This is a genomic window from Streptomyces sp. NBC_00203, assembly GCF_045206325.1.
Taxonomy (GTDB): domain Bacteria; phylum Actinomycetota; class Actinomycetes; order Streptomycetales; family Streptomycetaceae; genus Streptomyces; species Streptomyces lutosisoli.
Genome location: NZ_CP108126.1, coordinates 1,297,657 through 1,320,784, shown reverse-complemented (window position 1 = coordinate 1,320,784; position 23,128 = coordinate 1,297,657). Strand labels below are relative to the sequence as shown.

At 71.1% G+C, this 23,128-nt stretch carries 20 protein-coding genes and 1 pseudogene; 11 read left to right on the top strand and 10 right to left on the bottom strand.

The window, feature by feature from the left end:
• Window positions 1-55: 55 nt before the first annotated feature.
• A pseudogene (gene tatA / locus OG975_RS06210) lies at window positions 56-211 on the top strand (Sec-independent protein translocase subunit TatA); the annotation flags it as partial.
• Here tatA and OG975_RS06205 read toward each other — a convergent pair.
• Window positions 177-1,994: a phosphatidylglycerol lysyltransferase domain-containing protein gene (locus OG975_RS06205; protein ID WP_406336172.1), complete on the bottom strand. Its 1,818-nt coding sequence runs from the start codon at window positions 1,992-1,994 to the stop codon at window positions 177-179. The pseudogene tatA and the gene OG975_RS06205 sit on opposite strands and share 35 nt — an antisense overlap.
• A gap of 531 nt (window positions 1,995-2,525) precedes the next feature.
• Here OG975_RS06205 and efeU point away from each other — a divergent pair.
• On the top strand, window positions 2,526-4,580 hold the full coding sequence (gene efeU / locus OG975_RS06200) for an iron uptake transporter permease EfeU (protein ID WP_406336170.1): 2,055 nt from the start codon (window positions 2,526-2,528) through the stop codon (window positions 4,578-4,580).
• Window positions 4,581-4,653: 73 nt separating this feature from the next.
• Window positions 4,654-5,934, top strand: a complete 1,281-nt coding sequence (efeB, locus tag OG975_RS06195; protein WP_406328021.1) for an iron uptake transporter deferrochelatase/peroxidase subunit — start codon at window positions 4,654-4,656, stop codon at window positions 5,932-5,934.
• Here the strand turns inward: efeB and OG975_RS06190 are convergent.
• A complete protein-coding gene (locus OG975_RS06190) occupies window positions 5,865-6,206 on the bottom strand; it encodes a hypothetical protein (RefSeq protein ID WP_406328020.1) in 342 nt (113 codons plus the stop codon). The two genes, efeB and OG975_RS06190, sit on opposite strands and share 70 nt — an antisense overlap.
• Before the next feature lie 137 nt (window positions 6,207-6,343).
• On the opposite strand from OG975_RS06190, the gene OG975_RS06185 reads away from it, so the two are divergent.
• Window positions 6,344-6,985 carry a hypothetical protein gene (locus OG975_RS06185; protein ID WP_406328019.1) on the top strand — a complete coding sequence of 214 codons (642 nt, stop codon included), beginning with the start codon at window positions 6,344-6,346 and terminating at the stop codon, window positions 6,983-6,985.
• Window positions 6,986-7,119: 134 nt separating this feature from the next.
• Complete coding sequence (locus OG975_RS06180) at window positions 7,120-7,725, top strand: sigma-70 family RNA polymerase sigma factor (RefSeq protein ID WP_406328017.1); 606 nt, start codon at window positions 7,120-7,122, stop codon at window positions 7,723-7,725.
• Between the two features lie 53 nt (window positions 7,726-7,778).
• Here OG975_RS06180 and OG975_RS06175 read toward each other — a convergent pair whose 3' ends face one another.
• Window positions 7,779-9,128, bottom strand: a complete 1,350-nt coding sequence (locus OG975_RS06175) for a nucleobase:cation symporter-2 family protein (RefSeq protein ID WP_406328015.1) — start codon at window positions 9,126-9,128, stop codon at window positions 7,779-7,781.
• 177 nt (window positions 9,129-9,305) lie between these two features.
• Window positions 9,306-10,655: an FAD-dependent oxidoreductase gene (locus OG975_RS06170; protein ID WP_406328014.1), complete on the bottom strand. Its 1,350-nt coding sequence runs from the start codon at window positions 10,653-10,655 to the stop codon at window positions 9,306-9,308.
• Window positions 10,656-10,800: 145 nt separating this feature from the next.
• On the opposite strand from OG975_RS06170, the gene OG975_RS06165 reads away from it, so the two are divergent.
• Complete coding sequence (locus tag OG975_RS06165) at window positions 10,801-11,319, top strand: DUF6214 family protein (protein WP_406328012.1); 519 nt, start codon at window positions 10,801-10,803, stop codon at window positions 11,317-11,319.
• Window positions 11,320-11,369: 50 nt separating this feature from the next.
• On the opposite strand, the gene OG975_RS06160 is transcribed toward OG975_RS06165, so the two are convergent.
• A complete protein-coding gene (locus tag OG975_RS06160) occupies window positions 11,370-12,020 on the bottom strand; it encodes a DUF305 domain-containing protein (RefSeq protein ID WP_406328010.1) in 651 nt (216 codons plus the stop codon).
• A 193-nt stretch (window positions 12,021-12,213) separates the two neighbouring features.
• Here OG975_RS06160 and OG975_RS06155 point away from each other — a divergent pair, with 193 nt between their 5' ends.
• Window positions 12,214-13,716, top strand: coding sequence for an LVIVD repeat-containing protein (locus OG975_RS06155; RefSeq protein WP_406328008.1), 1,503 nt, complete (start codon window positions 12,214-12,216; stop codon window positions 13,714-13,716).
• Here OG975_RS06155 and OG975_RS06150 read toward each other — a convergent pair.
• On the bottom strand, window positions 13,704-14,399 hold the full coding sequence (locus OG975_RS06150; protein ID WP_406328007.1) for a TetR/AcrR family transcriptional regulator: 696 nt from the start codon (window positions 14,397-14,399) through the stop codon (window positions 13,704-13,706). The genes OG975_RS06155 and OG975_RS06150 overlap by 13 nt on opposite strands.
• Window positions 14,400-14,600: 201 nt before the next feature.
• On the opposite strand from OG975_RS06150, the gene OG975_RS06145 reads away from it, so the two are divergent.
• Complete coding sequence (locus OG975_RS06145) at window positions 14,601-14,846, top strand: DUF2630 family protein (protein WP_406328005.1); 246 nt, start codon at window positions 14,601-14,603, stop codon at window positions 14,844-14,846.
• Between the two features lie 33 nt (window positions 14,847-14,879).
• On the opposite strand, the gene OG975_RS06140 is transcribed toward OG975_RS06145, so the two are convergent.
• The 4 genes from OG975_RS06140 to OG975_RS06125 form a co-directional block, all read right to left on the bottom strand.
• Window positions 14,880-15,578 (bottom strand): HAD family hydrolase, encoded by a 699-nt coding sequence (locus OG975_RS06140; protein ID WP_406328004.1) that lies wholly within the window; start codon window positions 15,576-15,578, stop codon window positions 14,880-14,882.
• 33 nt (window positions 15,579-15,611) lie between these two features.
• Window positions 15,612-16,310: a phosphatase PAP2 family protein gene (locus OG975_RS06135; RefSeq protein WP_406328002.1), complete on the bottom strand. Its 699-nt coding sequence runs from the start codon at window positions 16,308-16,310 to the stop codon at window positions 15,612-15,614.
• A gap of 49 nt (window positions 16,311-16,359) precedes the next feature.
• Window positions 16,360-17,295 (bottom strand): M56 family metallopeptidase, encoded by a 936-nt coding sequence (locus tag OG975_RS06130; RefSeq protein ID WP_330302792.1) that lies wholly within the window; start codon window positions 17,293-17,295, stop codon window positions 16,360-16,362.
• A 133-nt stretch (window positions 17,296-17,428) separates the two neighbouring features.
• Window positions 17,429-17,977: a DUF5134 domain-containing protein gene (locus tag OG975_RS06125; RefSeq protein WP_406328001.1), complete on the bottom strand. Its 549-nt coding sequence runs from the start codon at window positions 17,975-17,977 to the stop codon at window positions 17,429-17,431.
• Between the two features lie 179 nt (window positions 17,978-18,156).
• On the opposite strand from OG975_RS06125, the gene OG975_RS06120 reads away from it, so the two are divergent.
• From OG975_RS06120 to OG975_RS06110, 3 genes are read left to right on the top strand one after another with little or no spacing between them, the layout of a single operon-like run.
• Window positions 18,157-19,812 (top strand): FUSC family protein, encoded by a 1,656-nt coding sequence (locus tag OG975_RS06120; protein WP_406328000.1) that lies wholly within the window; start codon window positions 18,157-18,159, stop codon window positions 19,810-19,812.
• The gene (locus OG975_RS06115; protein WP_406327998.1) at window positions 19,809-20,459 is read left to right on the top strand and encodes a MarR family winged helix-turn-helix transcriptional regulator; all 651 of its coding nucleotides are present in this window, start codon (window positions 19,809-19,811) and stop codon (window positions 20,457-20,459) included. The genes OG975_RS06120 and OG975_RS06115 overlap by 4 nt, the downstream gene beginning before the upstream one ends.
• A gap of 37 nt (window positions 20,460-20,496) precedes the next feature.
• Window positions 20,497-23,121: a cellulosome protein gene (locus OG975_RS06110; RefSeq protein ID WP_406327997.1), complete on the top strand. Its 2,625-nt coding sequence runs from the start codon at window positions 20,497-20,499 to the stop codon at window positions 23,119-23,121.
• Window positions 23,122-23,128 lie beyond the last annotated feature (7 nt).

Genomic DNA, 23,128 nt, shown 5'->3' with positions numbered 1-23,128 from the left:
GGATGGCGGCCGTTCCGGCGCGCCCCCGACCGATGCGAGGAAGGGTGGGGGCGCGATGCTCCGCAATGGACTGGAACCCTGGCACCTGCTGATCGTGGCGATCGTGCTCGTCGTGCTGTTCGGCTCGAAGAAGCTGCCCGACACCGCCCGCGCGCTCGGCAAGTCGATGCGCATCCTCAAGAGCGAGGCGAAGGCGATGAAGGACGAGAACCCGGAGTCGCCGGCACCGCAGGCAGCGCCGGCGGTTGTCCGGGCAGCCGAGGAGCCGACCGTGCCTCACCCTGCCGCAGAGGCTTCGGGCGCCGCACACTGAATCCGCGCGGGAGCAGCGCGGGCGGGGTGAGGAATCCCTCCGCGCGCGCCGCGGCCATGCCGATGCGGGGGATGTCGCTGCTCTTCTCGAAGAGGATGTAGCGCGGTTCCCAGACGGGCCGGTACTTGGCGTTGGCCCGGTAGAGGGATTCGAGCTGCCACCAGCGCGAGAGAAACGTCAGCACCGAGCACCACAGGCGCAGTACGGGTCCGGCGCCCAGCCGGGTGCCGCGCTCGAAGACGGACCGGAACATCGCGAAGTTCAGGGACACCCGCTCGACGCCGATCTCCTGGGCGCGCAGCAGCAGTTCGATGACCATGAACTCCATGAGCCCGTTCTCGGAGTTCCGGTCGCGGCGCATCAGGTCCAGCGAGAGCCCCCGCTCGCCCCACGGCACGAAGCTCAGCACGGCCCTGGGCTCGCCCTCGCCGTCGTGGCACTCCAGCATGACGCAGCGCCCGTCGGCCGGGTCGCCGAGCCGTCCGAGCGCCATGGAGAAGCCGCGCTCGGTCTCGCCGTCGCGCCAGTGGTCCGCCTTGTCGGTCAGGGCGGCCATCTCGCCCTCGGGGATGTCCGCGTGCCGCCGGACGCGCACGGTGTAGCCGGCCCGGCGGACGCGGTTGTGCGCCTGTCGGACGCCCCGCATCGCGCGCCCCTCCAGGGTGAAGTCAGCCCGGTCGACGATGGCTTCGTCGCCGAGTTCCAGGGCGTCCAGGCCATGCCGGGCGTAGATGGTGCCGGCCTCCTCGCCGGCGCCCATCACCGCGGGCGTCCATGCGTGCCGGCGGGCCTCCTTGAGCCATTCCTCGATCGCGCCGGGCCAGGCCTCGGGGTCGCCGATCGGGTCGCCCGAGGCCAGGGTCACGCCGCCGACGACCCGGTAGGCGATCGCCGCCTTGCCGCTCGGGGACCACATGACGGCCTTGTCGCGGCGCAGCGCGAAGTACCCCAGTGAGTCCCGCTCGCCGTGCCGGTCCAACAGCTCCCGCAGACGCGACTCGTCCTCCTCGCCCAGGAGTTCACGGCCGCGCGGCGCGCGGAAGCAGGCGTACAGCACGAGGAGGAAGGTCGCGGCGATCAGCGCGTTGACCAGCACGTCCACCCAGCGGGGCGCGACGACGCTGTCGAAGCGGTCGGCGAGCGGGCCGACGCTGACCCCGCGCAGCAGGGTGTACGCGATCCGGTCGCTCAGCGGTGTCCCGGACACGCGGTTGGTGGCGCTCACGAGCAGGGTGCCGAGGGTGGCGCTGACCAGCAGCCCCCCGGCTCCCACCGCCAGGGCGAGCCGGGGGTTGGAGCGGTCCCCGACGGCGTGGAACTCCTTGCGCCCGAGCAGCAGGGCGGCGACGAAGAGACCGGTGAGCAGGGCGGAGATCCAGTTGAAGCCGTGCCGTTGATACCGCTCCTGGGTCAGCGCCACGACGTACAGCGCGAAGAGGGGGCCGGCCAGCAGCAGGTTGAAGATCCACGCGGCCCGTTTGCGGCGCCGCATCACGAGGGCGAGGAACAGGGCCAGCGCCGCCGAGATCAGCCCTGCGGTGGCCAGATAGGGGGTGAAGAACTCACCTCCGTTGTGCTCGTGCACCTCTTCGCGGAACGGCAGCGAGACCACCGCGACGATGTTGAGCAGCGCGAGCAGCCGCAGGTACCAGACGGTGAATGCCGCCGCCCGCAGGCGTATGGCGGTGGACGGCCGTCCGGGCGGGCCGAACCGGCGCGGCCTCGGGTTCCGCTGTTCCGGGATGAGCGCTGATTGTTGTACGGACACCGTGGAGCATCACCTTGGGAGAGGCCGGGCGAACCGGTGGGGGACAGAGGCGGGGAACCCTACATGGTGTAGGGAAGAGGAGGGTTATCGCGAGGCCGAGGGGTAAGGGGGTGGTAAGAGTTGCCGCGCCACTGGACTGGCCGAAGAGATGGGCCTGTTGCGCCGCCCTACGGCGAAGGCGCGCCCGCCGCCGGCTCCCGCACCCGGTGTGCGGCCGGTCGACTGTGATATTGCCGCAGGTCAGAGCCTTGTTGGCGGGGAGTGTTCGATTCTCCTGCCGGGGTGCCGAGTTGAGTGTCCGCGGCGCGCTGTCGCCGTCCGGAAGGATCACCCGTCCGGTGTGTCAGGCTTTGTGCACCACATTGACGGCTACTTAGGCATGCCTACACTAAGCCCCGTTTGTGGCCGTCCGGCCGCGAACGTGCTGCTTCGGAGAGGCCTGTGGTGTGGGACGACGCGTTTCCCAGCTTTCTGATCGGTCTTCGTGAGGGACTGGAAGCGGGGCTGATCGTCTCGGTGCTGGTCGCCACACTCGTGCGGTCGGGCCGGCGCGCCCGGCTGCCCCATGTGTGGACGGGAGTCGCCGCCGCCGTCGGACTGTCCATGAGCTTCGGCGCGATCCTGACCTTCACCTCCGCGAACCTGTCCGGGAAGGCCCAGGAGGCGTTCGGAGGCACGCTCAGTCTGATCGCGGTCGTGTTCGTCACCGCCATGGTGTTCTGGATGCGCCGCTCGGCCCGGACCTTCTCCGGCGAGATCAAGGAGAAGGTCACCGCCGCACTCGGCATGGGCGCGGGTGTCCTGGTCCTCACCTCGTTCCTCGCCGTGGGGCGCGAGGGGCTGGAGACCGCGCTGTTCCTGTGGACCACGGCGCAGGCCGCGGGGAGTTCGTCGGGCCCGCTCGCCGGAGCGGCGGCCGGTCTGCTGATCGCGACGGCGCTGTGCTGGGGCCTGTACCGACGGGTCCTGCACATCAATCTGACGCGGTTCTTCACCTTCACCGGCGTCGTGCTCATCGTCATCGCCGCGGGCGTCCTCGGGTACGGGATGCGGGACCTCCAGGAATCCACCCTGCTGCCGGGCGGAACGGCGTACGCCTTCGATCTGTCGGCGCACCTCGACCCCAGCTCCTGGTACGTCACCGTCGTCCAGGGGACGCTCAACCTCACGCCGCAGATGACCTGGCTTCAGATCTCCGTCTACGTCGCCTATCTGGCCGTCGTGATGACACTCTTCGTACGCGGCGTACGGGCGACGGCCCCCACTCCCGCGAAGCCGGCCGCCGAGGCGAAGCCCACACCTGTGGTCGCCGGGTCCGGGCCCAAGGCCCCCCGCCGCATCCCCCGCTGGACCATCCCCGTCGCCCTCCTGTGCGTCCCGGCCCTGATCGCCGGTATCGCCATCGCGGTGAGCGACGGAAAGCCCGCCTCGGCCACGCCGGTCATCGAGGTCGCGGCCGCCGACTGCGGCAAGGGATTCACCGCGCCCGAGCCGGGCCGCCAGACCTTCCAGGTGCGCAACAGCGGCAGCCGTACCTCCGAGATCTACCTCATCGACCCGGTCAGCAACGCCGTCTACGGCGAGGTCGAGGGCATCGCCCCCGGCACCACGCGTGCGCTGATCGCCACCGTCGGGACCGGTTCGTACGCCTGGCGTTGTGTCCCCAGCGGCGGGAAGGCGGTCACCTCGGCCGCGGTCCGCGTCAGTTCGGGCGGCACCACCCGTGCCGTACTGCCGGTCTCGGAGAAGGACCTCGCCGCGCCGCTGGCCGCCTACCGGAAGTATGTCGACCAGGGCCTGGCCGGCCTGCTGACCAAGACGCGCGCCCTGCAGAGCGACATCGACGCGAAGAAGCTCGACAAGGCCCGCGAGGACTGGCTGGCCGCACATCAGCAGTACGCCTCGCTCGGCGCCGCCTACGGCACGTTCGCCGACTTCGACGCGAAGATCAACGGCCGCACGGCCGGACTCGCCGGAGGCGTCACGGACCCGGCCTTCACCGGCTTCCACCGCATCGAATACGGCCTGTGGCACGGCGAATCCGCCGCCGCCCTCGCGCCGTACGCCAAGCGGCTCACCTCCGACGTCGCCGCGCTGCGCACGGACTTCCCGAAGCAGGACTTCGCACCGGGCGACCTGCCGCTGCGCACCCACGAGATCCTCGAGAACACCCTGCACCGCGAACTGAGCGGCAGCGCCGACTACGGCAGCGGCACGGAACTCGCCACCACTGAGGCCAATCTCGACGGCACCCGCGAACTGCTCGGCCTGCTCCGCCCGTTGATCGACAAGCGAAACCCCGAGGTCACCCCGGCCGTGGACACCTGGATGAAGCGCACCGAGCGACTGGTACTCGCCCAGCGGGCCAAGGACGGCACCTGGACGCCCCTGGACAAGGTGCCGGCCGCCGACCGGCAGCGCCTCAACGGCTCGCTCGGCCAGCTGCTGGAGGAACTCGCCCCGATCCCGGACCTCCTGGAGATCCGCAAGGCCGCGTGAGCGACCCACCAGTGCCGACCATCCCCCCCCGCAGCACCGGGACCACGCGCCCGCAGGAGAGGACCCTCCCGAGATGACCACCCCGAGCCAGGACCAAGCCCCGCAGGGCAGCTGCCCCTTCGGCCGTCGTACGTTCGCCAGGACCGCGCTCGGTGTGGGCGCGGCCGGGGCCGCGCTCGCCGGTGCGGGACTCGCCGGGGCCGGGATCGCGGGCGGCGCCACCCCGGCGGCAGCGGCCGATCCCGGCGGCGGCAAGGTGGCGTTCCACGGCGCCCACCAGGCCGGCATCACCACGCCCGCGCCCAAGGCCGCCGCCATCGTCTCCTTCGACGTCATCGCCGACACCCGGGCCGAACTCGCCGGCCTGCTGCGCACGATCACCGAACGGGCCCGCTTCCTCACCGCCGGCGGCACCCCCGCCGACCTGGGCGTCGGCGCCCCGCCGTCCGACAGCGGTCTGCTCGGCCCCGACCTGCCCGCCGACGACCTCACCGTCACCGTGGGCGTCGGCGCCTCTCTCTTCGACGACCGCTACGGCCTCGCCGACCGCATGCCGCGCCACCTCAAGCCGATGCGCACCTTCCCCAACGACAACCTGGACGCCGCCGAATGCCACGGCGACCTGTCGCTCCAGCTGTGCGCCGCGAACTCCGACACCGTGCTGCACGCCCTGCGCGACATCGCCCGCCACACGCGCGGCGGCATGCAGATCAAGTGGCGCGTCGACGGCTTCCAGAACCCGTCCCGGCCGACCGGCGCGCAGCGCAACTTCCTCGGCTTCAAGGACGGTATCGCCAACCCCGACACGGCCTCCGCCCGCGAGATGGACAAGCTGGTCTGGGTCACCGGCGCCGCGGGCGAACCGGACTGGGCGGTCGGCGGCAGCTACCAGGTCGTACGCGTCATCCGCATGCTGGTGGAGTTCTGGGACCGGGTCTCGCTCACCGAGCAGGAGAAGATGATCGGCCGCCGCCGTGACACCGGAGCCCCGCTCGACGGCGCGCGCGAGACGGACCTCCCGCGCTACACCAAGGACCCACAGGGGCAGGCGATCCCGCTCGACGCCCACATCCGCCTCGCCAACCCCCGTACGGCGAAGACCGACACGACCCGGATCCTGCGCCGCGGGTACAACTACGACCGGGGCATCGACAAGGCGGGCAACCTCGACATGGGACTGCTCTTCTGCTGCTACCAGCAGGACGTGGTCCGCCAGTTCGAGGCGACCCAGGAGCGGTTGATCGACGAGCCGCTCGTCGACTACATCACCCCCACCGGGGGCGGCTACTTCTTCGCCCTGCCGGGCGTGCGCAACCACTCCGACTGGCTGGGCCGTGGGCTTCTCAAGGGCTGAGGCGGACAGGGCTCCCCGCTGTCCCGGGCCGGGCGGTCGCGCGTCGCCGCCCACCAGAGGAGATCCCCCAGGGCGGCTCCCGCCGTCACGACGGCCATGATCACGCCCGCCATGGTCAGCCCGTCGTCGAGGTGCGGGCGCCCGTGCAGAGCGTGCAGGTCGAACCCGCACAGGTGGTACACGCCCACCGCGGCGACCCCGAGGCTCGGCACGAGCAGGGCCAGCACGGACACCGGCCCGCGGCCCGTGCGCCCGGCGCCACGTTCCTTCAAGAGATCCCCCTGTCGGGCAAGACGCTCACGACCAGGACCCTACAACACGTAGGGTCCTGGTCGTTTCGCGCAGGAGGGCTCGAGTTTCCGTACCCACCCATGGCGACCGGACGCCGGATGCAAGGATGAGGGCCGTCATGACTGCTGGGTGGTGTTCTCGCACGGTACGGGCCGCGATGTTCGCGGCCGTCTGTGTGCTGCTCGCCGCCCTGGGGCACGTGATGATGTCCGGCTCCCCGGTGGCCTGGTGGGCGATGGCCGGTGGAGCCGCCGCCACGGGCGGCACGGGCTGGTGCCTGGCCGGCCGTGAGCGCGGGCTTCCGCTGATCGTGTCCGTGGTGGTCGCCGCCCAGGGGGTGCTCCACTCGGCGTTCTCGTTCGCCCAGTCGGTGGCCTCGGGCTCCGACTCGATGGACGCGATGACCATGAACGGCATGTCGATGGCCTCCATGGGGCACGACATGAGCGCCATGGACATGGGCCGCACGGGGCACGAGACGGGCGGTGCCTCCTCGTTCGGCATGCTCGCCGCCCACCTGCTGGCCGCGCTGCTGTGCGGCGTCTGGCTCGCGTACGGCGAGCGCGCCGCGTTCCGCACGCTGCGGGCGGTGGCCGGCCGGCTGGCCGCGCCACTGAGGCTGCTGCTCGCCCTGCCCGCGCCCCCGCACCGTCCGCGCATCCGTGTACGCCGTCGCTTCTCGGACCGGGCGCCGCGGCGCCTCCTTCTCGTTCACGCGATCACTTCCCGGGGTCCGCCCGTGGGGACCGCTGTCGTCTGAGACAGCCGGTTCCCCGAAGCGCCTCCCCGCGCGCTTCGGGCATCCGCCGTACCTCTCCGTACGGCCGTACCCCACACCGGACCACCGCGCCCTCGCGCCGGCCCGGATCACGGATGACCCGAGAAGGACACCTGGTGATCACTTCTGCCCTGCCCGTCCCGCTCGACGACACGGCGTCGGTGGACGAGTCGATAACCGCCTGGGCGCTGGCAGCCCGCGGCGGCGACCCGGACGCCGTCGAACGTTTCGTACGCGCCCTGCACCGAGACGTCCTGCGCTACGTCGCACACCTCAGCTCGGACCCCCAGGCCGCCGACGACCTGGCCCAGGACACGTTCCTGCGGGCGCTCGGCAGCCTGCACCGGTTCGAGGGACGCTCCTCGGCCCGCTCCTGGCTGCTGGCCATCGCCCGCCGCGCGGTGATCGACAGCTTCCGGCATGCCGCCGCCCGGCCCAGCCTGAGCGACACCCGTGACTGGCAGTTGGCGGCGGACCTCGTGCAGCCGCGCGACCTGCCCGGCTTCGACGACGGCATCGCGCTGCTCGACCTGCTGGCCGTGCTGCCCGACGACCGTCGCGAGGCGTTCGTCCTCACCCAGCTGATGGGGCTGCCCTACGCCGAGGCGGCGGAGGTCAGCAACTGCCCCATCGGAACAGTCCGCTCGCGCGTGGCACGTGCCCGGGCGACCCTGGCCGCGCTGCTCACCGAGGCCGAGGCACCGGCCGCGCCGGCCGCCTGACGAGAAGGGCGCCGGTGTCCTCCGCGTGCGCGGGACACCGGCGCCTCGGGCGCTCAGGCTGAGGCGGCCTCCGGTTCGGCGGCGGCCTCGGCCGGACTCGCCTTCCCCGGCAGGTGGTTGAAGAGCAGGTTCAGCACGATCGCCGTCAGGCAGCCCGCGCTGATCCCGCTGTTCATCACCGTCTGGAACCAGTCGGGGAACTTCTCGTAGATCGTCGGCACCCCGACCGGCAGCATCCCGATCGCGACCGAGACGGCCACCACCGTCAGGTTGTTGTTGCCCTTGAAGTCCACCTCGGAAAGGGTGCGCAGACCGCTCGCCGCGACCGTTCCGAACATCACCAGGCCCGCGCCGCCCAGCACCGGTGCCGGAATCGCCGCGACCACCGCGCCCAGCTTGGGCAGCAGGCCGAGCAGGACGAGGATGCCGCCCGCGGCGGCGACCACCCAGCGGCTGCGCACCCGGGTCATGCCGACCAGGCCCACGTTCTGCGCGAACGCCGTGTAGGGGAAGGTGTTGAACACGCCGCCGAGGACCGTCGACAGACCGTCGGCGCGCAGGCCGTCGGCGAGCGTACGAGGCTGGATCGGCCGGTCGGTCATCTCACCGACCGCGATGAAGTCACCGGTCGTCTCGGTCATGGTCACCAGCGCCACGACGAGCATCGAGATGATCGCGGAGGCGTGGAACGACGGCGCGCCGAAGTGGAACGGCGTGCTGATCCCGACCCAGTCGGCGTCCCCGACCCCGCCGAAGTCCGTGAACCCGAACGGCACCGCGACCGCGAGACCGACCGCGATGCCGATCAGCACCGCGATCCGGCTCAGGAACGCCGGCGCGAACCGCTGCACGCCGATCACCACGGCCAGTACGAAGCCCGCGAGGGCCAGGTTCTTCGGCTCGCCGAAGTCCTTCGAGCCCACGCCGCCCGCCACCCAGCCGCCTGCCACCGGCAGCAGTGAGACCCCGATGATCAGAATGACCGTGCCCGTGACGAGCGGCGGGAAGAAGCGGAGCAGCCTGCCGAAGACCGGGGCGAGCAGCACGATCGCGAGTCCCGCGACGATCACCGACCCGTAGATCGCAGGCAGTCCGCCGCCCGTCGTCCCGATGAGCACCATCGGCGACACAGCCGCGAAGGTGCAGCCCTGCATGATCGGCAGCCGTACGCCGAAGCGCCAGAAACCCACGCACTGAATCAGCGTCGCGATTCCGCAGACCAGCAGATCCGCGGTGATCAGATACGCCAGATCGGCGGGCGACAGCTTCATCGCACCGCCCACGATCAGCGGAACGGCCACCGCGCCCGCGTACATCGCGAGCACGTGCTGCAGTCCAAAGGCGGCCAGTTGGCGTACGGGTGGGACCTCGTCGACGGGATGCACGGGTGCGGTGGTGGCCATGGGCACTCCAGGAGCGGCGGTGAGAGGGGAATGTCGAGCAGCACCAGACCGTAGGGGGCTTGAACAGTTTGTTGATTTCCGCTTTGTTGCCGGTGTGTGTCATGCCCACGGAAGCGGAACCAACTCTGCTACGACCCCTGTGACCCCGTCGGTTGCGCTACGACCCCGCCGGTTGCGCTACGACCCCGCCGTCCGCGCCGCCGTCAGCAGCGACTCCCAGTCGGGAAGCTTGACCACGCCCCGGCCGAGCGAGGCCCCGAGCTGCGCCTCGGCCCGCTCGATCGCCTGCCAGCCGGCCCACTCGACGGGCCGCAGCCCCTCCGCCCGCAGCGCCGCCAGCGGATCCCCGGGCAGGTCCCGTCGTACGAGGACGGGAGCGTCCTCCAGCAGCGAGGTCACCGTCTCCTTGGCGCACGGCCGGTTGGTGCCGATGACACCCGTCGGGCCGCGCTTGATCCAGCCCGCCACGTACTCACCCGGGGAGATCGCGCCGTCCCGCAGTATCCGCCCCGCGAGATGCGGCACCGTGCCGTGGCCGGCGTCGAACGGCAGCCCTTCGAGCGGCACCCCGCGATAGCCGACCGAGCGCAGCACCAACTGCGCCTCGATGTCCTCGTACCGGCCCGTGCCCGTCACCCCGCCCTGCCCGTCCGGCACCGTCCGCTCGAAGCGCACCGCACCCACACGCCCGCCGTCGGCGAGCAGTTCGACGGGGCGCAGGAAGAAGCGCGGCCGGATCCGCCGCGGACGGCCATGCGGTGCCGCGCAGGCCCAGCCCCGCAGCACCTCCACATTGCGGCGCGGGGCGGCGGGCAGGTCCGACGGATCGAGATAGGCCGGATCGAGGGCCAACTCCTCCGGGTCCACGACGACTTCGGTGTCCGGCAGCCCGCCCAGCTCGCGCAGCTCCTTGGTGGTGAAACGGGCCTGCGACGGGCCGCGCCGCCCGACCATGCTGATCTCCGTCACGCCGCTCGCGGCCAGCGCGGTGAGCGCCGCCTGCGGCATGTCGGTGGGGCTCAGCTCGGCGGCGCCGCGGGCCAGCATCCGGGTCACGTCGACGGCCACGTTCCCGACGCCGATGACCACCGCCGACCGCGCGCCGAGGATGAACTCGTCGGCCACGGAGTCGGGATGCGCGCTGTACCAGGACACGAACTCGGTCGCCGACCAGCTGCCGGGCAGCTCCTCGCCGGGCACCCCGAGGTGGCGGTCGGTGGCGGCGCCCACGCAGTAGACCACCGCGTGGTACAGCTCCCGCAGCCGGGCCACCGGCACCCCGTCGGGGCCGACCTGGACACCGCCCAGGAACCGCACCCGCTCGTCCTCAAGGACCGCCCGCAGGTTGTTCTGCAGCGACTTGATCTTCTCGTGGTCGGGCGCCACGCCATAGCGCACCAGACCATACGGACACGGCAGCCGGTCCAGGACGTCCACCCGGACCCCCGGCACCTGGTTCTGCTGGACGAGACTCTGGGCGCTGTAGACCCCGCTGGGCCCCGAGCCGATGACGGCGACATGCAGCACGGCCGAACTCCTTACCCGAAGGACCCGGGAGATCGCTGATGGTTCCAGGATCGCACCACGGATGCTCCGCTGACAGGGTGCGGCGCGCGGTATGCGCGTGCGTGTCCGTTCGTATGGAATGTGATGACGCGGTTACGTTCCGTATGTGCTAGAAGCATCCTTTCTTAATCTGTCCGACCGCAGCCGCCCGGATGGTGCGGTCTCCGTGTGGCCCGCGTGGGAAGTGCGGGAGAACGAGAGCGTCACGTCGTGGTTCAACGTCCGGCTGGCCTTCGGTGACGGCGCCCAGGTCGACGTTCTCGTCGTGGTGTCCGGGGCGGGCGTGTCGATCGAGGACGTACGGGCCCAGCCGCCGCTCTCCCTCGACGACCTTGCGGTGCTCGCCGACTGGATCGAGGAACCGCTCTGCGAGGCGTGCGGCGTGCCTGCCGGTCCGTCGTACGAGCCGGAGGACGGGCCCGCGCGCCGCGCCCGGCCGTCGTGGCCGCGCGGTGTCGAGGGCCGGTGGCTGGCCGCGGAGGAGTACCGCGCCGCGCAGGAAGAGGGCTCCGACCCCGTGCTCGCGGTCATGTGCGCCACCGGCCACAGCCGGCGCAAGTCGCTCAGGCTGATCGCCGGGGCGCGCGACGAGGGATTCCTGACGCCCCGTCATGCCCGGCGCTGAATGGGGGAGTTGCCGCATGCCCGATAGGACGGGTGGGCCGGGTGCGGCGGCTAGGACATCTCCCGCATCCGGTTGATCTCACTCGTCTGCTGGGCGATCACATCGTCGGCCATTTCCTCGATCTGGATGTTGTTGCCCTGTGCCTTCACATCCGTGGCCATGGTGATCGCTCCGTCGTGATGGGTGATCATCAGCTTGAGGAAGAGCTTGTCGAAGGCCTTGCCCTTCGCCGTGCGCAACTTCTTGAGCTGGGCCTCCGTCGCCATGCCCGGCATCGCCGCGTGCTCGTGCTCCGTGACGGTCCGCCTGCCGTTGTGCGTCTTCAGCCAGCTCTTCATGGTGGTGATCTCCGGACCCTGTGCGGCCGCGATCCGCGCGGCTAGCCGCTTCAGCCTGCCCGACTCGGCCTGCTTCGGGGCGAGTTCGGTCATCTCCAGGGCCTGCGTGTGATGGTCGATCATCATCCGCACGTACGCGAAGTCCGCCGAGTTGGGGGAGTCGTCGTCGGCCCGCTGCTTCGCGGCGTCCTGGGCGGAGAGTGTCTCGGCCGCCTCGCCGGGCTTGCCGGGCGCGATCACCGAAGGCCCGCCCGCCTTGCCGGACTTGGTCCCGGAGCCGGAGTCGCAGCCCGCGAGCGCGAGCACGGCGACCGCCAGTGCCGCCGTGACCAGGGACGCGCGGGACGTACGGCGAACGAGCACAGCGACCTCCTGCGGCACACGAATGGGCGTACACCTCAAGGGTGTTGATGACCGTCCTAGCACGCTTCCGTGTACGGCTGATCAAAAACGTTCATTACGAGTACGTTGCCATCTGTTGATCTCCGCATGGGGCGGACGATACTTCAGGGGTCCGTGAACCGTTCGACTGCGAACGGCTACAAGGGAGGACACAGTGACCCTGTTGAACGACCCCCGAACGCGGCACAGACGGCTGGGAGTTGCCGCGGCCGCGGCCGGACTCCTGGCCGCGCTGCTCACGGCCGGCCCGGCGGGCGCGACCCCCGACCCCGGGGACGGTCCCGCCGCGCAGGAACAGGTCTCCACGAGTCAGGCGGCCGAGGCGAAGGCGGCGATCGCGAGCGGCGAGATACCCGGACAGGACGAGATCGTCCACTCCGACAACATCGAACACCTCACCAACATCCCCAAGGACGCGTTACCCGGCACCAATTCGGACCTCGCCTTCCAGGGCAAGTACGCCTTCGCCGGCAACTACGACGGCTTCCGCGTCCTGGACATCAGCAACCCCAAGGCGCCCACGACGGTCGCGCAGGTGCTCTGCCCGGGCTCGCAGAACGACATCTCCGTCTCCGGCAACCTGCTCTTCCTGTCCACCGACTCCTCACGCAGCGACAACTCCTGCAACAGCACCACGCAGCCCGCGACCGAGAAGTCGTCGTGGGAGGGCATGAAGATCTTCGACATCAGCGACAAGGCGAACCCGAAGTACGTCGCCGCCGTCGAGACCGCCTGCGGCTCGCACACCCACACGCTGGTGCCCGAGCGCAAGAACGTCTACGTATACGTCTCCTCGTACTCGCCGAGCGCCACCTTCCCCGACTGCCAGCCGCCGCACGACGGCATCTCGGTCATCAAGGTGCCGCGCAACGCCCCCGAAGAGGCGGCCGTCGTGAACTTCCCGGTGCTGTTCCCGGGTGAGGGAGCGGACGGCGGCGGCAACCCGGGCGCGCCCACCAACCCGGGCGTCGCCAAGACCACCGGCTGCCACGACATCACCGTCCTGCCGTCGAAGGACCTGGCCGCGGGCGCCTGCATGGGCGACGGCATCCTGTTCTCCATCAAGGACCCGGAGCACCCGAAGGTCATCGACCAGGTCGAGGACAACGTGAACTTTGCGTTCTGGCACTCGGCGACCTTCAACCAGAAGGCGAACAAGGTCGTGTTCACCGACGAGTTGGGCGGCGGTGGAGCGGCCACCTGCAACGCGGCGATCGGTCCGAACCGCGGCGCCGACGGCATCTACGACATCGTTGGCAAGGGCGACGACCGCAAGCTCGTCTTCAAGAGCTACTACAAGATCCCCCGCCACCAGGCGGACACCGAGAACTGCGTGGCCCACAACGGCTCGCTGATCCCCGTCCGGGGCAAGGACCTCATGGTCCAGGCCTGGTACCAGGGCGGTGTCTCCGTCTGGGACTTCACCGACTCGGCCAACCCGAAGGAGATCGCCTACTTCGAGCGCGGCCCGCTGGCCACCGACACCCTCAGGGTCGGCGGCTCCTGGTCGGCGTACTACTACAACGGCTACATCTACTCGAACGACATCGCCAAGGGCTTCGACGTACTCAAGCTCAGCGACCGGCGCACGGACCCCGCGAAGTGGGTCCACCTGCGCGAGCTCAACGTCCAGACGCAGCCGGACTACTTCGACTGACCGTCGGCTGGACCGGGCCGGCCTTCCGTGCGGTGGCCGGTCGCGAAGAACCGTGACAGATCCGTCTCGTCCGTCCCGCCGGGCACCTCGGTGTCCGGCGGGACACCCAGCTCCCAGTCGAGCCGGTACCGCTTGAACAACTCGGCCCGCAGCGTCGGGATCGGCATCGGAACGCCCGGCACCAGGGCCGCGTACACCGAGCCCATGAGCAGCGCCCGCATCATCGGGTAGTCGGTCGCGGCGTCCGGCGAGCCGTATCCGGCGACGGTCTCCCGCAGGAGCTGCGCCAGACGCTGCTGCTCCGGGCACTGCAGGAATCCCTCGCCCTGAAGCAGTCCGGCCATGTGCTGACGCATCAGCACCGGATGGACCCGGGTGAGCCCCAGGATCGCGTCGATGGCCCGCGCCATCCGCTCCCGGCCGTCCTCGGTACGCGGCTCGCGCTCCAGCGCCTCCTCCAGCGTGCGGTGCATCAGCCGGTGCACGGCGGACTGCAGCAGCTGGCGTTTGCCGGGGAAGTAGTACGACACCAGTCCGCGCGCCGATCCCGCGCGATCCGCGATGTCGCCGAGCGTCGTCGCCTCATAGCCGCGCTCGCTCACCAGCTCCACCGCGGCCTGCAACAGCCGCTCGCGGGAACGCCGCCGCAACTCTTCATTGACCGAGGCGCTGCGCGGGGACATGCTGTAACTCCTGCGTTGACTGGCTGCCAGCCAACTATACTCAACGCGTCGGGCCGGACCCTTCAGGGGTCCGCTCCGGCCTGCCGTCTGCCTCGGGTGGCGCGGGGGAACATCCGAGGCAGACGTGCATGGCCCCGAGCGAGTCGCACAGCCGGGGTGACCTCCTTAGAGTGGGCTGGAGTGCCGAGGAGGCGTACGGACATGGATCAAGACCAGATCCTGGCCAGGATCACGGCGATGGTGGACGACGAGCGACGACTGCGTGACGCCGTGGCGTCCGGGCAGATCGACAGCGACACCGAACAGGAACGCCTCAAAGACCTGGAGCGCGCGCTCGACCAGTGCTGGGACCTGCTGCGCCAGCGGCGCGCGAAGTCCGAGTACGGCGAGAACCCGGACGAGGCGCGGGTGCGTCCCTCGTCGCAGGTCGAGGACTATCAGAGCTGAGGAAGCACGCGTGCGGGCCTGCGGGACAGACGGTCAGCCGACCAGGTCGAGCACCGGCCGCAGCCCGTCCGGGCGGTCCGCCACCGGCAGATGGTCCACGAAGTGCACCCCGCAGCCCAGGGCCGCCGCGCCCCCGTCCGCCCGGCGGTCGTCACCCACCATCAGGGTGTCCTCGGCAGCGACGCCGAGCGCGTCGCAGGCGGTGGCGAAGAGCCGGGGATCGGGCTTCTGGATGCCGTGCTCGTACGACAGGACGTACGCGCCGACGTACGGGTCGAGGCCGTGCTCGCGGAAGACGGGCCGCAGATCCCAGCCGATGTTGCTGACCACACCGACCGCGACACCGCGCTCGCGCAGCGCGCCCAGCACCTCGGCGGCGTCCGGGTAGGGGTGCCAGGCGTCCGGGACCATGTGACGGTCGTACAGCGCGTCGTAGAGCCGGGGGTCGGGCAGCGGTACCTGGCGGGAGACGCCGGTGTACGCGGCCCGGTGCAGCTCGGCGCTTTCGTCGCGGACCGCCCACACCCCGGCGAGGTCCGGTGGCAGTGGCAGTGACGGAGAGGCGCCGCCGGCCAGCGCGCCCGCGGACTCCAGCGCCTGCGCCGTCCGTGTCAACTCCGGCTCTGGAAGGGTGAGTTCGGCCTTCGCCAGCACTGCGCGCAGCCATGAGCGGGTGGACTCGATACGGAAGAGGGTGCCGGAGAAGTCGAAGAGCACGCCTTTGATCGTCATGAGGAGGATCCTTCGTGGCGCGACCGTGACCGGTCAAGGGCGCCGTGCGCCGGGCCACCGCTCGTACGAGGCCACCGCCAGGGCGACGATCAGCGCGCCGATGAGCCAGCCGCCCAGGACGTCCGACGGCCAGTGCACGCCGAGCCAGACACGGGTCACACCGACGCCCACGACGGAGACGACCGCCAGGGCCGACGCCGTACGCCACAGGGCGCGTCCGGCGCCGTGCAGGCGGAGCAGCCAGAGCAACAGTCCGCACACCACCGTGGCCGTCAGGGCGTGGCCGGAGGGGAAGGCCGCGTAGTGGGCGGAGTCCACGGGGTCGGGCCAGACGGGGCGTTCACGTCCGACCGCCGACTTGAGCCCCTGCTGCACCAGTGTGCCCAGCACACATGTGGCCACCACCCATAGGGCGAGCCACCATGCCGAGTGGATCCACAGCAGCCAGATCACGGCGGCGGCACACACCGTGCGCAGCGTCCAGGGGTCCCACACCCAGTCCGTCAGGATCCTGAACACATGGGTGGCGCCGGGGTTGTCGACCGCCCAGGTGTGCGTGGTGCGGGCGATGTCGCCGTCGACGGCGAGCAGCGGATGCCAGGAGAACGCGACGAGCATGAGGAGCGCCACGGAGAGCACGGCGAGGGCCGCCGCGGTGAGCGCCGCGGTGCGAGGGCTCGGTGTGCGGGGGCCCGGTGCAGGGGACGGCGAGTCGGCGGGCGGGGAGTGCATGGGAATGATCCTCGCCGACGTGACAGTCCGGAGGCCAACTTCGGATGGCTCAGCCCAGCGCCCGCAACCCGGGAACGAACGCCACCAGCACCGGAATCACCGGCACCAGCGCGGCCGCCGCCGTCAGCCGCAGCCGGCGGGCCGCCGTGAGCCGGTCCGGGGGAGTGAGGAGGCGGTTGACGCGCTGCGGGACATGGGCGTCCGGGGTGGGACAGGGGCCGAACACGCCCCGGTCCTCGTTGAGTTCGACCAGCGCGAGGGCGATCGTGAGGCGGCCGAAACGGCGCGATGCCACGTCGTCGGCGGCGAGTTCGACCAGGCGGTGCATCTCGCCGCGGAACGCGGCGAACACCGGCACCTGAGGAAAGCCGACGGCCAGCGCGGCCGAACAGTGCAGCAGCCAGTCGTGCCGGGCCCGCGCGTGCCCCTGCTCATGGGCGAGTACGGCATCCAGCTGGCGCCCCTTCAGGCGGCGCAACGCGGCCGTGGTGATGACGAGTTGGGGTGCCGTGCCGGGCAGCCACCAGGCGTCCGGGCGCTCGCCCTCCAGAACCACCAGACGGTCGGCGCCGGGCTCCTCGCCGGGCAACAGCGGGGCGCGTACGAGGAGTTCGGCCCGTCGCTGCCGACGGCGCGACCGGGCCCGTACGATCTCGCGGGCCAGCATCGCGGCGGTCCAGGCGCCCCCGCACGCGAGCGCCACGGCGGTCGTCGCCGCCCAAGTGCCGCCGGTACTCAGCGCGTAGGCGTCCACGACCGAGCGCGGCGCCGAGCCGAAGACATGGCCGCGCACGGCCACCCACGCGGCGGCGGCGCTCAGCGTCATCGACAGCGCGCAGCACAGCAGCACCGCCGCCACTACGCACTGCCACACCCACAGTGCGACCACAGGTTCACGGTCCGGCCAGTCCGCCCTGGCGAGCAGTCGCGGAGCGACCACGGCGGCCAGGGCGCCGAGCAGCAACAGTGCCGCGGGGACCATCATGAGGTGAAGCCTATGAGCGGGGCGTCGCCGGTGGATACGGGCTGCGACGGCAAGTGACGTACGCCACGGTTTCGTACAGCGGTCACGGCCCGAAGGTGTGCGGGGCCTGGGCGCGCATCGACGGGGTCCGGCGTCAGAGCGTGACCAGCATGGCCACCATCGCGATCCCCATGGACAGACGGCAGGCCCGGGAGAGTTCGGGGCGGTCGCCCCAGCCGAGGGTGCGGGTGCCTCCCGGCGTCGCGGCGGCCAGCGGCAGCAGGCGGACGCCGGAGCGCAGGACGTAACCGGTGAAGTAGAGGAGCAGTACGCCGGTGACCAGGGGGATTCCGGAGCCGCCATGGCTGTGGTGTCCGGGTGAGGCGGCCATCGCGCCCGCCATGTAGACCATCGCGCCGGCGCCCATCAGATGATGCAGATGGTGTGGGCTCGTGCGGGACGCCCACAGGGCGCGTACGGCGGTCGCGCCGAAGAGGGCGGCGTAGGCGAGCCAGGCCCAGCGCGGCGGAGTGGCCACCGCCGCGGGTACGGCCATCGCGGCCATGCCGAAGCCCATGAGCGCCTCACCGCCCGCGGTGCGGCGCTGTTCCTCGACGGGGCTGCGCATCCTCAGCAGGCAGTACGCCCCGGTCGCCGCGCACAGCACGACGAGCAGCCAGCCGGGCGAAGCAGGTCCATGCACCGCGTACCTCCCCGCTCGACGATGTCGGACATCGCACAGTCGGTCAGGGCATGCCCCGGGTGACCGGGGCGCAAGCGAGCGCAAGGGTGTACGCGGGGGAGCGTGCGGGGGTGCACCGCAGATGGGGAATGTGATGCGCGAGATATTTTATAGATAAAACACCTGCTAATGTTATTGCCATGAGTAGTGCGCCCAGCCCCAGTCCCATCCCCTCACGTGTACGTCGCCTCCCGCTGGCCGGTGTGCTGCGCGTCGGCAGGCCCTCCGACATCTGGTTCAAGCCCGCGTTCAGCGTCGTCGCCGCGGTCGCTCCGCCGAATCTGACGCTCCTGGCGCTCGGCCGGCTGGACCTGGCGATGTACACGATGGCCGGGTCGCTCTGCGCGCTCTACGCCCACAACCGTCCGTACGCCGCCCGGGCCCGCGCCCTCGCCTGGGTGGTGCTGGGCATGCTCGGCGGTCTCGCCGTCGCCCTCGTCACGGCCTCGCTCACCACGGACGCCGTCGTGCTGGTCACCGTGGGCGCGCTGCTCGCCGCCGTGCAGAAGGTGGTGTGCGACGCCACGCGCATCGGTCCGCCCGGTCATGTGGTCCTCGCCTTCGTCTCCTCCGCGTCCCTGTTCGCGCCCCAGACGCTCGGCCAGGTGCCCGGTCATCTCGCGCTCGGCGCGGCGGCGGGCGCCTGGGCCTGGATCGTCGGCATGGCTCCCGGACTCGTCCGTCCGCACGGACCGGAGCGGCGCGCCACCGCGCACGCCTTGAACGCCGCGGCCGCGTACGCGGAGACGCGGGGGAGCGGTGACGACGCCGCCCGTTCCCGCGCCGCCGCGGCCGTGCACGGTGCCTGGCAGTCGCTGCTGTCGACCGGCGCCCGCTCCGCGCCCCGGCGCGCCCTCGAACGGCTCGTGGTGCGCGCCGAGGTCGCGCTCGCCGCGCCCGCCGACACGGAGCCCGAGCGGCTGCGCGGGTGGGCCCGCGAGCTGCGCGGCACCGGACCCGTTCCGCGCCCGGACGACCTCGCCGACGCCGCCGACGAACTCCTGGGCGTGGAGGCCGCCCTCGCCTTCGGTGAACAGCCGCTGCTGCGCCGCCTCGGCCCGCTCGCCCCCATCGCCCTGCGCACCGCGCTCGGCTGCGCCCTCGCCGGATACGTCTCGCTCGCGTTCGGCGTCGGCCGCCCCTACTGGGCGCTGGTCACCGCCGCCTCGCTCTACCAGGCCAACGTCACCCTGACCTGGAGCCGAGGCGTGCAGCGCGTGGTCGGCAACCTCGTCGGCGTGCTGGTCTTCGCTGCGATAGCCCCGCTCGCCCATCTCGGCCAGACGGCCCTCGTGCTGTGCTGTCTCGTCCTCAACTTCGGCGCCGAGGCCCTGATCGGCCGCAACTACTGGCTCGGCAGCATCTGCGTGACCCCCATGGCCCTGCTCATCACCGAGTTCGCGCGCTTCCAGCAGCCGGGCGAGCTGATCACCGACCGTGTCGTGGACACCCTCGTGGGCGCGCTGGCCGGCTTCCTCGCCGCGATCGCCGTCACCAACCGGCGCGCCGGCGGCCGTATCGAGCAGGCCCTCTCCACGGTGGACCGCGCCCGCGACCACGCCCTCACGATCCTGGCCGACGAGCGTCCCGACCCCGGCGCCCTGGAGTCCGCCCGCCGCGGCCTGGCCGCCGCCGTGGTCGACCTGCGTGCGACCGCCGACGCCGCCGCCGGCGAATGGTGGCAGCGCGCCCTGCCGGAGGAGCGGGTCATGCGGTCCGAGCAGGCCGGACACCGTACGCTCGCGGCGACGGTACGACGGCAGGGACTGCACTGCTTGGAGGGCGCACAGGCATGACGAGAGCGGATGGGCGGGCGGAGACCGGGGCTGCCCCTGCCGGGCCGGCGGAGACGGAGAGCGCCGCTGCCGGACGGGCGGAGAGGGAGAGCGCCTCCGCCGTTCGGGCGAAGGCGGGGAACGGCTCTGCCGAGCGGGCCGCGCCGGGCGACACCATGGCCGCCGTCGTGCGGCAGTGGCAGACCGCGCGCCCCGATCTCGACACCGGGCCCATGGAGGTCATCGGCCGGGTCAACCGCTGCGCCGCGCTCCTTCAGCAGGCCGAGGACGCCCCCCTGCGCCGGGCCGGGCTGACCCGGCCCGAGTTCGACGTGCTCGGCACCCTGCGGCGCACGGGACACGAGCTGACCCCCAGCGAGATCGCCCGCGAGACGTTCTCCTCGGGCGCCGCCGTCACCAAGCGGCTCAAGCAGCTGACCGAGCGCGGTCTGGTCGAGCGACGCGGTGACACCCGGGACCGCAGGGTCGCCCATGTCCGGCTCACTGACGAGGGCCGCGAACTCGTCGACGGCATCCTCCCCGAGCAACTCGCCTACGAGACAACGGTTCTGTCCGGGGTCGACCTGAGCCGGCAGCGTGAACTGGCCGAGCTGCTGGGCGAGTTGCTCGGACAACTGGAAGGCCGACTGGGGCTTCCCCGGACCTGACACACGGCAGCGTGCGGTGACGGACCGTTGACATGAGATGAGCGCCACTCCTACGTTCGGGCGGGCCGGTTCGGCACACCGGCTGGCGAACGAAATACCGAACATTGGGGTCTCGTCGAGGCCCGGGAGGGGAGACAGAGTGACGCTCACCATCGACCTGGGGACCGACACCGGAGCCTTCCACGGCGGCGCGAGCGGCACTCTCTACGGCCTGTACGGCGACGGCGTGCCCAGCCGCAACGTCGTCGAGGGCATGTACGTCCGCACGGTGTCCACCAAGGCCCAGGGCGGCACCCAGCACCCCGGCGCCGACGCCCTCGACATCCTGGTGCCCTTCGTGGACTGCGGCGGCAAGGACGTCTACGTCTACATGACCGACATCTACCGCGGCTTCCCCTACCAGTGGCCGGGAGCCACGGGGGAGGAACGGCTCGCCGGCTTCATGACGCTGATCGAGAAGCAGGTCCGTCAGGTCCTGGAGACGGGCGACTACAAGTCCCATGTCGTGTATGTGCCGTTCAACGAGCCCGAAGGCAACATGTTCGGCACAGAGGAGTGGAGCTACAACGGGATCTCCTGGCACACCGACCCGCAGTGGTACTTCGCCGCCTGGAAGGACGCCGTCCAGCTCATCAGACGCCTCGACCCGGACGCCCGCGTCGCCGGCCCCAACACCTGCGTCCTGTACGAAGAGGTCAAGGGCTTCCTGGAGTTCGCCAAGGCCCACGACGTCCTCCCCGACGTGATCACCTGGCACGAGCTGTCCACGCCCGCCGCGATCCGCACCGGCGTCGCCAAGTACCGAGCAATGGAACGGGACTTGGGGATCGGCCCGCTCCCGGTCAACATCAACGAGTACGCGCACAACTACCACTTGTCCGTGCCGGGCCAGATCGTCCAGTGGATCTCCGCCATCGAGGAGTCGAAGATCGACGCCGACCTGGCGTACTGGAACATCGACGGCAACCTCAACGACTCGGCGGTCGAGGCGAACAAGGGCAACGGACAGTGGTGGCTGTTCAACGCCTACGGCCGGATGACCGGCCGCACGGTCCGGGTGATCGCGCCCCGGCCCAACGTCCAGTACACCCTCCAGGGCGTCGCCACGCTCGACCGGGACAAGCGCCAGGCCCGGGCCGTCCTCGGCGGCGAGAGCGGTGCCGCCGACATCGCGTTCGCGGACATCCCGGCCGAGATCTTCGGCGGCACGGTGCACGTGCGGCTCCATGAGATCCCGTGGACCGGCCAAGTCGGCGCTTCCGCACAGCCGTTGCGGCTCCAGGACCGCGAACTGCCCGTCGTGGACGGGAAGGTGACCCTGTCGCTGCCGGACCTCCATGAGATGTCCGCCTACGAGGTCATCCTCTCGCCCGGCGGTGGCGGCGCCGTTCCCCTGCCGCCGTCGGTGGGCTGGCGGGCGACGTACGAGGCCGTGAACGCCACGTACACGGGCGGCGGTTACTCGAAGAACGGGCCCGAAGGTTCACCCGCGGACGTCGACAAGTTCGCCTCGTCCGGCACCCACCACGTCGGCGGGCTGCGCACCGGTTCCGACGGCGTCCTCGCCTTCGCCGTCGAGGTCCCCCAGGACGGGACGTACGACCTGAGCGTCTTCGCCAACTCGTACAACCTCGACAGCCAGGTCGAGGAACAGGGCCCCACCAACGTCTTCCTGCGCGTCGACGGCGCGGACCCGCAGGAGCTGCGGCTCCCGCTCGGCTACAAGTGGGTGGTGTGGGGGCACACCGACACCCAGATCCGGCTGACCGCGGGCAAGCACACGATCACGCTCGCCGCCCAGGACCCCGACCTCGGCGTCACGAAGGGCGACGCGATCATCGACAAGATCGACCTGGCGCTGCGTGACGAGCGGGTGACGGCTCCCGCGCTGTACGACGCCGAGTACGCGGTCCTCGGCGGCGGGGCACACGTGAGCTACGCGCACCGCGGAGCCTCGGGGCCAGGGGCGGCCGTGCTGCCCCACGGAGGCACCGCCACGTTCTGGGTGCACGCGGCGGCGGACGGCGAGGCGATCGTCACGGTCGATCAACTCGGCTCTGGCGAGGGCGTGTTGACCGTCAACGGGGAGAAAGCGGGACGACTGGGCCGGACTCCGCTGTTCCTGGCCGGCGGCATCAACAAGCTGACGGTCACCGCCACTTCAAGCCAACTCGTCCTCGACCGGCTGCTGGTGGCGCCGGGACAGGGCCACCTGAAGACCACCGTGTACGCCGCCGAAGAGGGCACCGTGACGGGTGACGCGAAGGTGACCGGCGCCCACACCTTCGCCACCGGCGGAAAGGCGGTCGACGGCATCGGCAACGGGGCCGCGGGCGCGCTCACCCTCACCGTCACGGCCGCGCACACCGGGCGGCACGCCCTCACCATCCGCTACTCCAACGGCGAACAGGCCCCGGCGACCCACTACAACCCCGACCCGGTCTGCCGCCACGCGGACATCTCCGTCAACGGAGAGCCGCCGCGGCGGGTGCTCTTCCCCACCACCTTCCACTTCAACAACTTCTGGGACCTCACCGTCCCGGTGACACTGAGGGAGGGCGTCAACACCCTCACCTTCACGAACCAGGACCTGAACCAGCACCCGCAGCGCTCGGCATACGCCCCCGTCATCGATCAGGTGGCGGTGACACCACTGGCCTGACAGCCCT

Bases quoted from the DNA above. Each gene is read 5' to 3' on its own strand.
- OG975_RS06120 (WP_406328000.1), top strand. From the start codon at position 18,157: ATGAGTAGTGCGCCCAGCCCCAGTCCCATCCCCTCACGTGTACGTCGC.
- OG975_RS06185 (WP_406328019.1), top strand. From the start codon at position 6,344: ATGACTGCTGGGTGGTGTTCTCGCACGGTACGGGCCGCGATGTTCGCG.
- OG975_RS06135 (WP_406328002.1), bottom strand. From the start codon at position 16,310: ATGCACTCCCCGCCCGCCGACTCGCCGTCCCCTGCACCGGGCCCCCGC.
- OG975_RS06115 (WP_406327998.1), top strand. From the start codon at position 19,809: ATGACGAGAGCGGATGGGCGGGCGGAGACCGGGGCTGCCCCTGCCGGG.
- OG975_RS06175 (WP_406328015.1), bottom strand. From the start codon at position 9,128: ATGGCCACCACCGCACCCGTGCATCCCGTCGACGAGGTCCCACCCGTA.
- OG975_RS06150 (WP_406328007.1), bottom strand. From the start codon at position 14,399: ATGTCCCCGCGCAGCGCCTCGGTCAATGAAGAGTTGCGGCGGCGTTCC.
- OG975_RS06130 (WP_330302792.1), bottom strand. From the start codon at position 17,295: ATGATGGTCCCCGCGGCACTGTTGCTGCTCGGCGCCCTGGCCGCCGTG.
- OG975_RS06110 (WP_406327997.1), top strand. From the start codon at position 20,497: ATGAGCGCCACTCCTACGTTCGGGCGGGCCGGTTCGGCACACCGGCTG.
- efeB (WP_406328021.1), top strand. From the start codon at position 4,654: ATGACCACCCCGAGCCAGGACCAAGCCCCGCAGGGCAGCTGCCCCTTC.
- OG975_RS06145 (WP_406328005.1), top strand. From the start codon at position 14,601: ATGGATCAAGACCAGATCCTGGCCAGGATCACGGCGATGGTGGACGAC.
- OG975_RS06140 (WP_406328004.1), bottom strand. From the start codon at position 15,578: ATGACGATCAAAGGCGTGCTCTTCGACTTCTCCGGCACCCTCTTCCGT.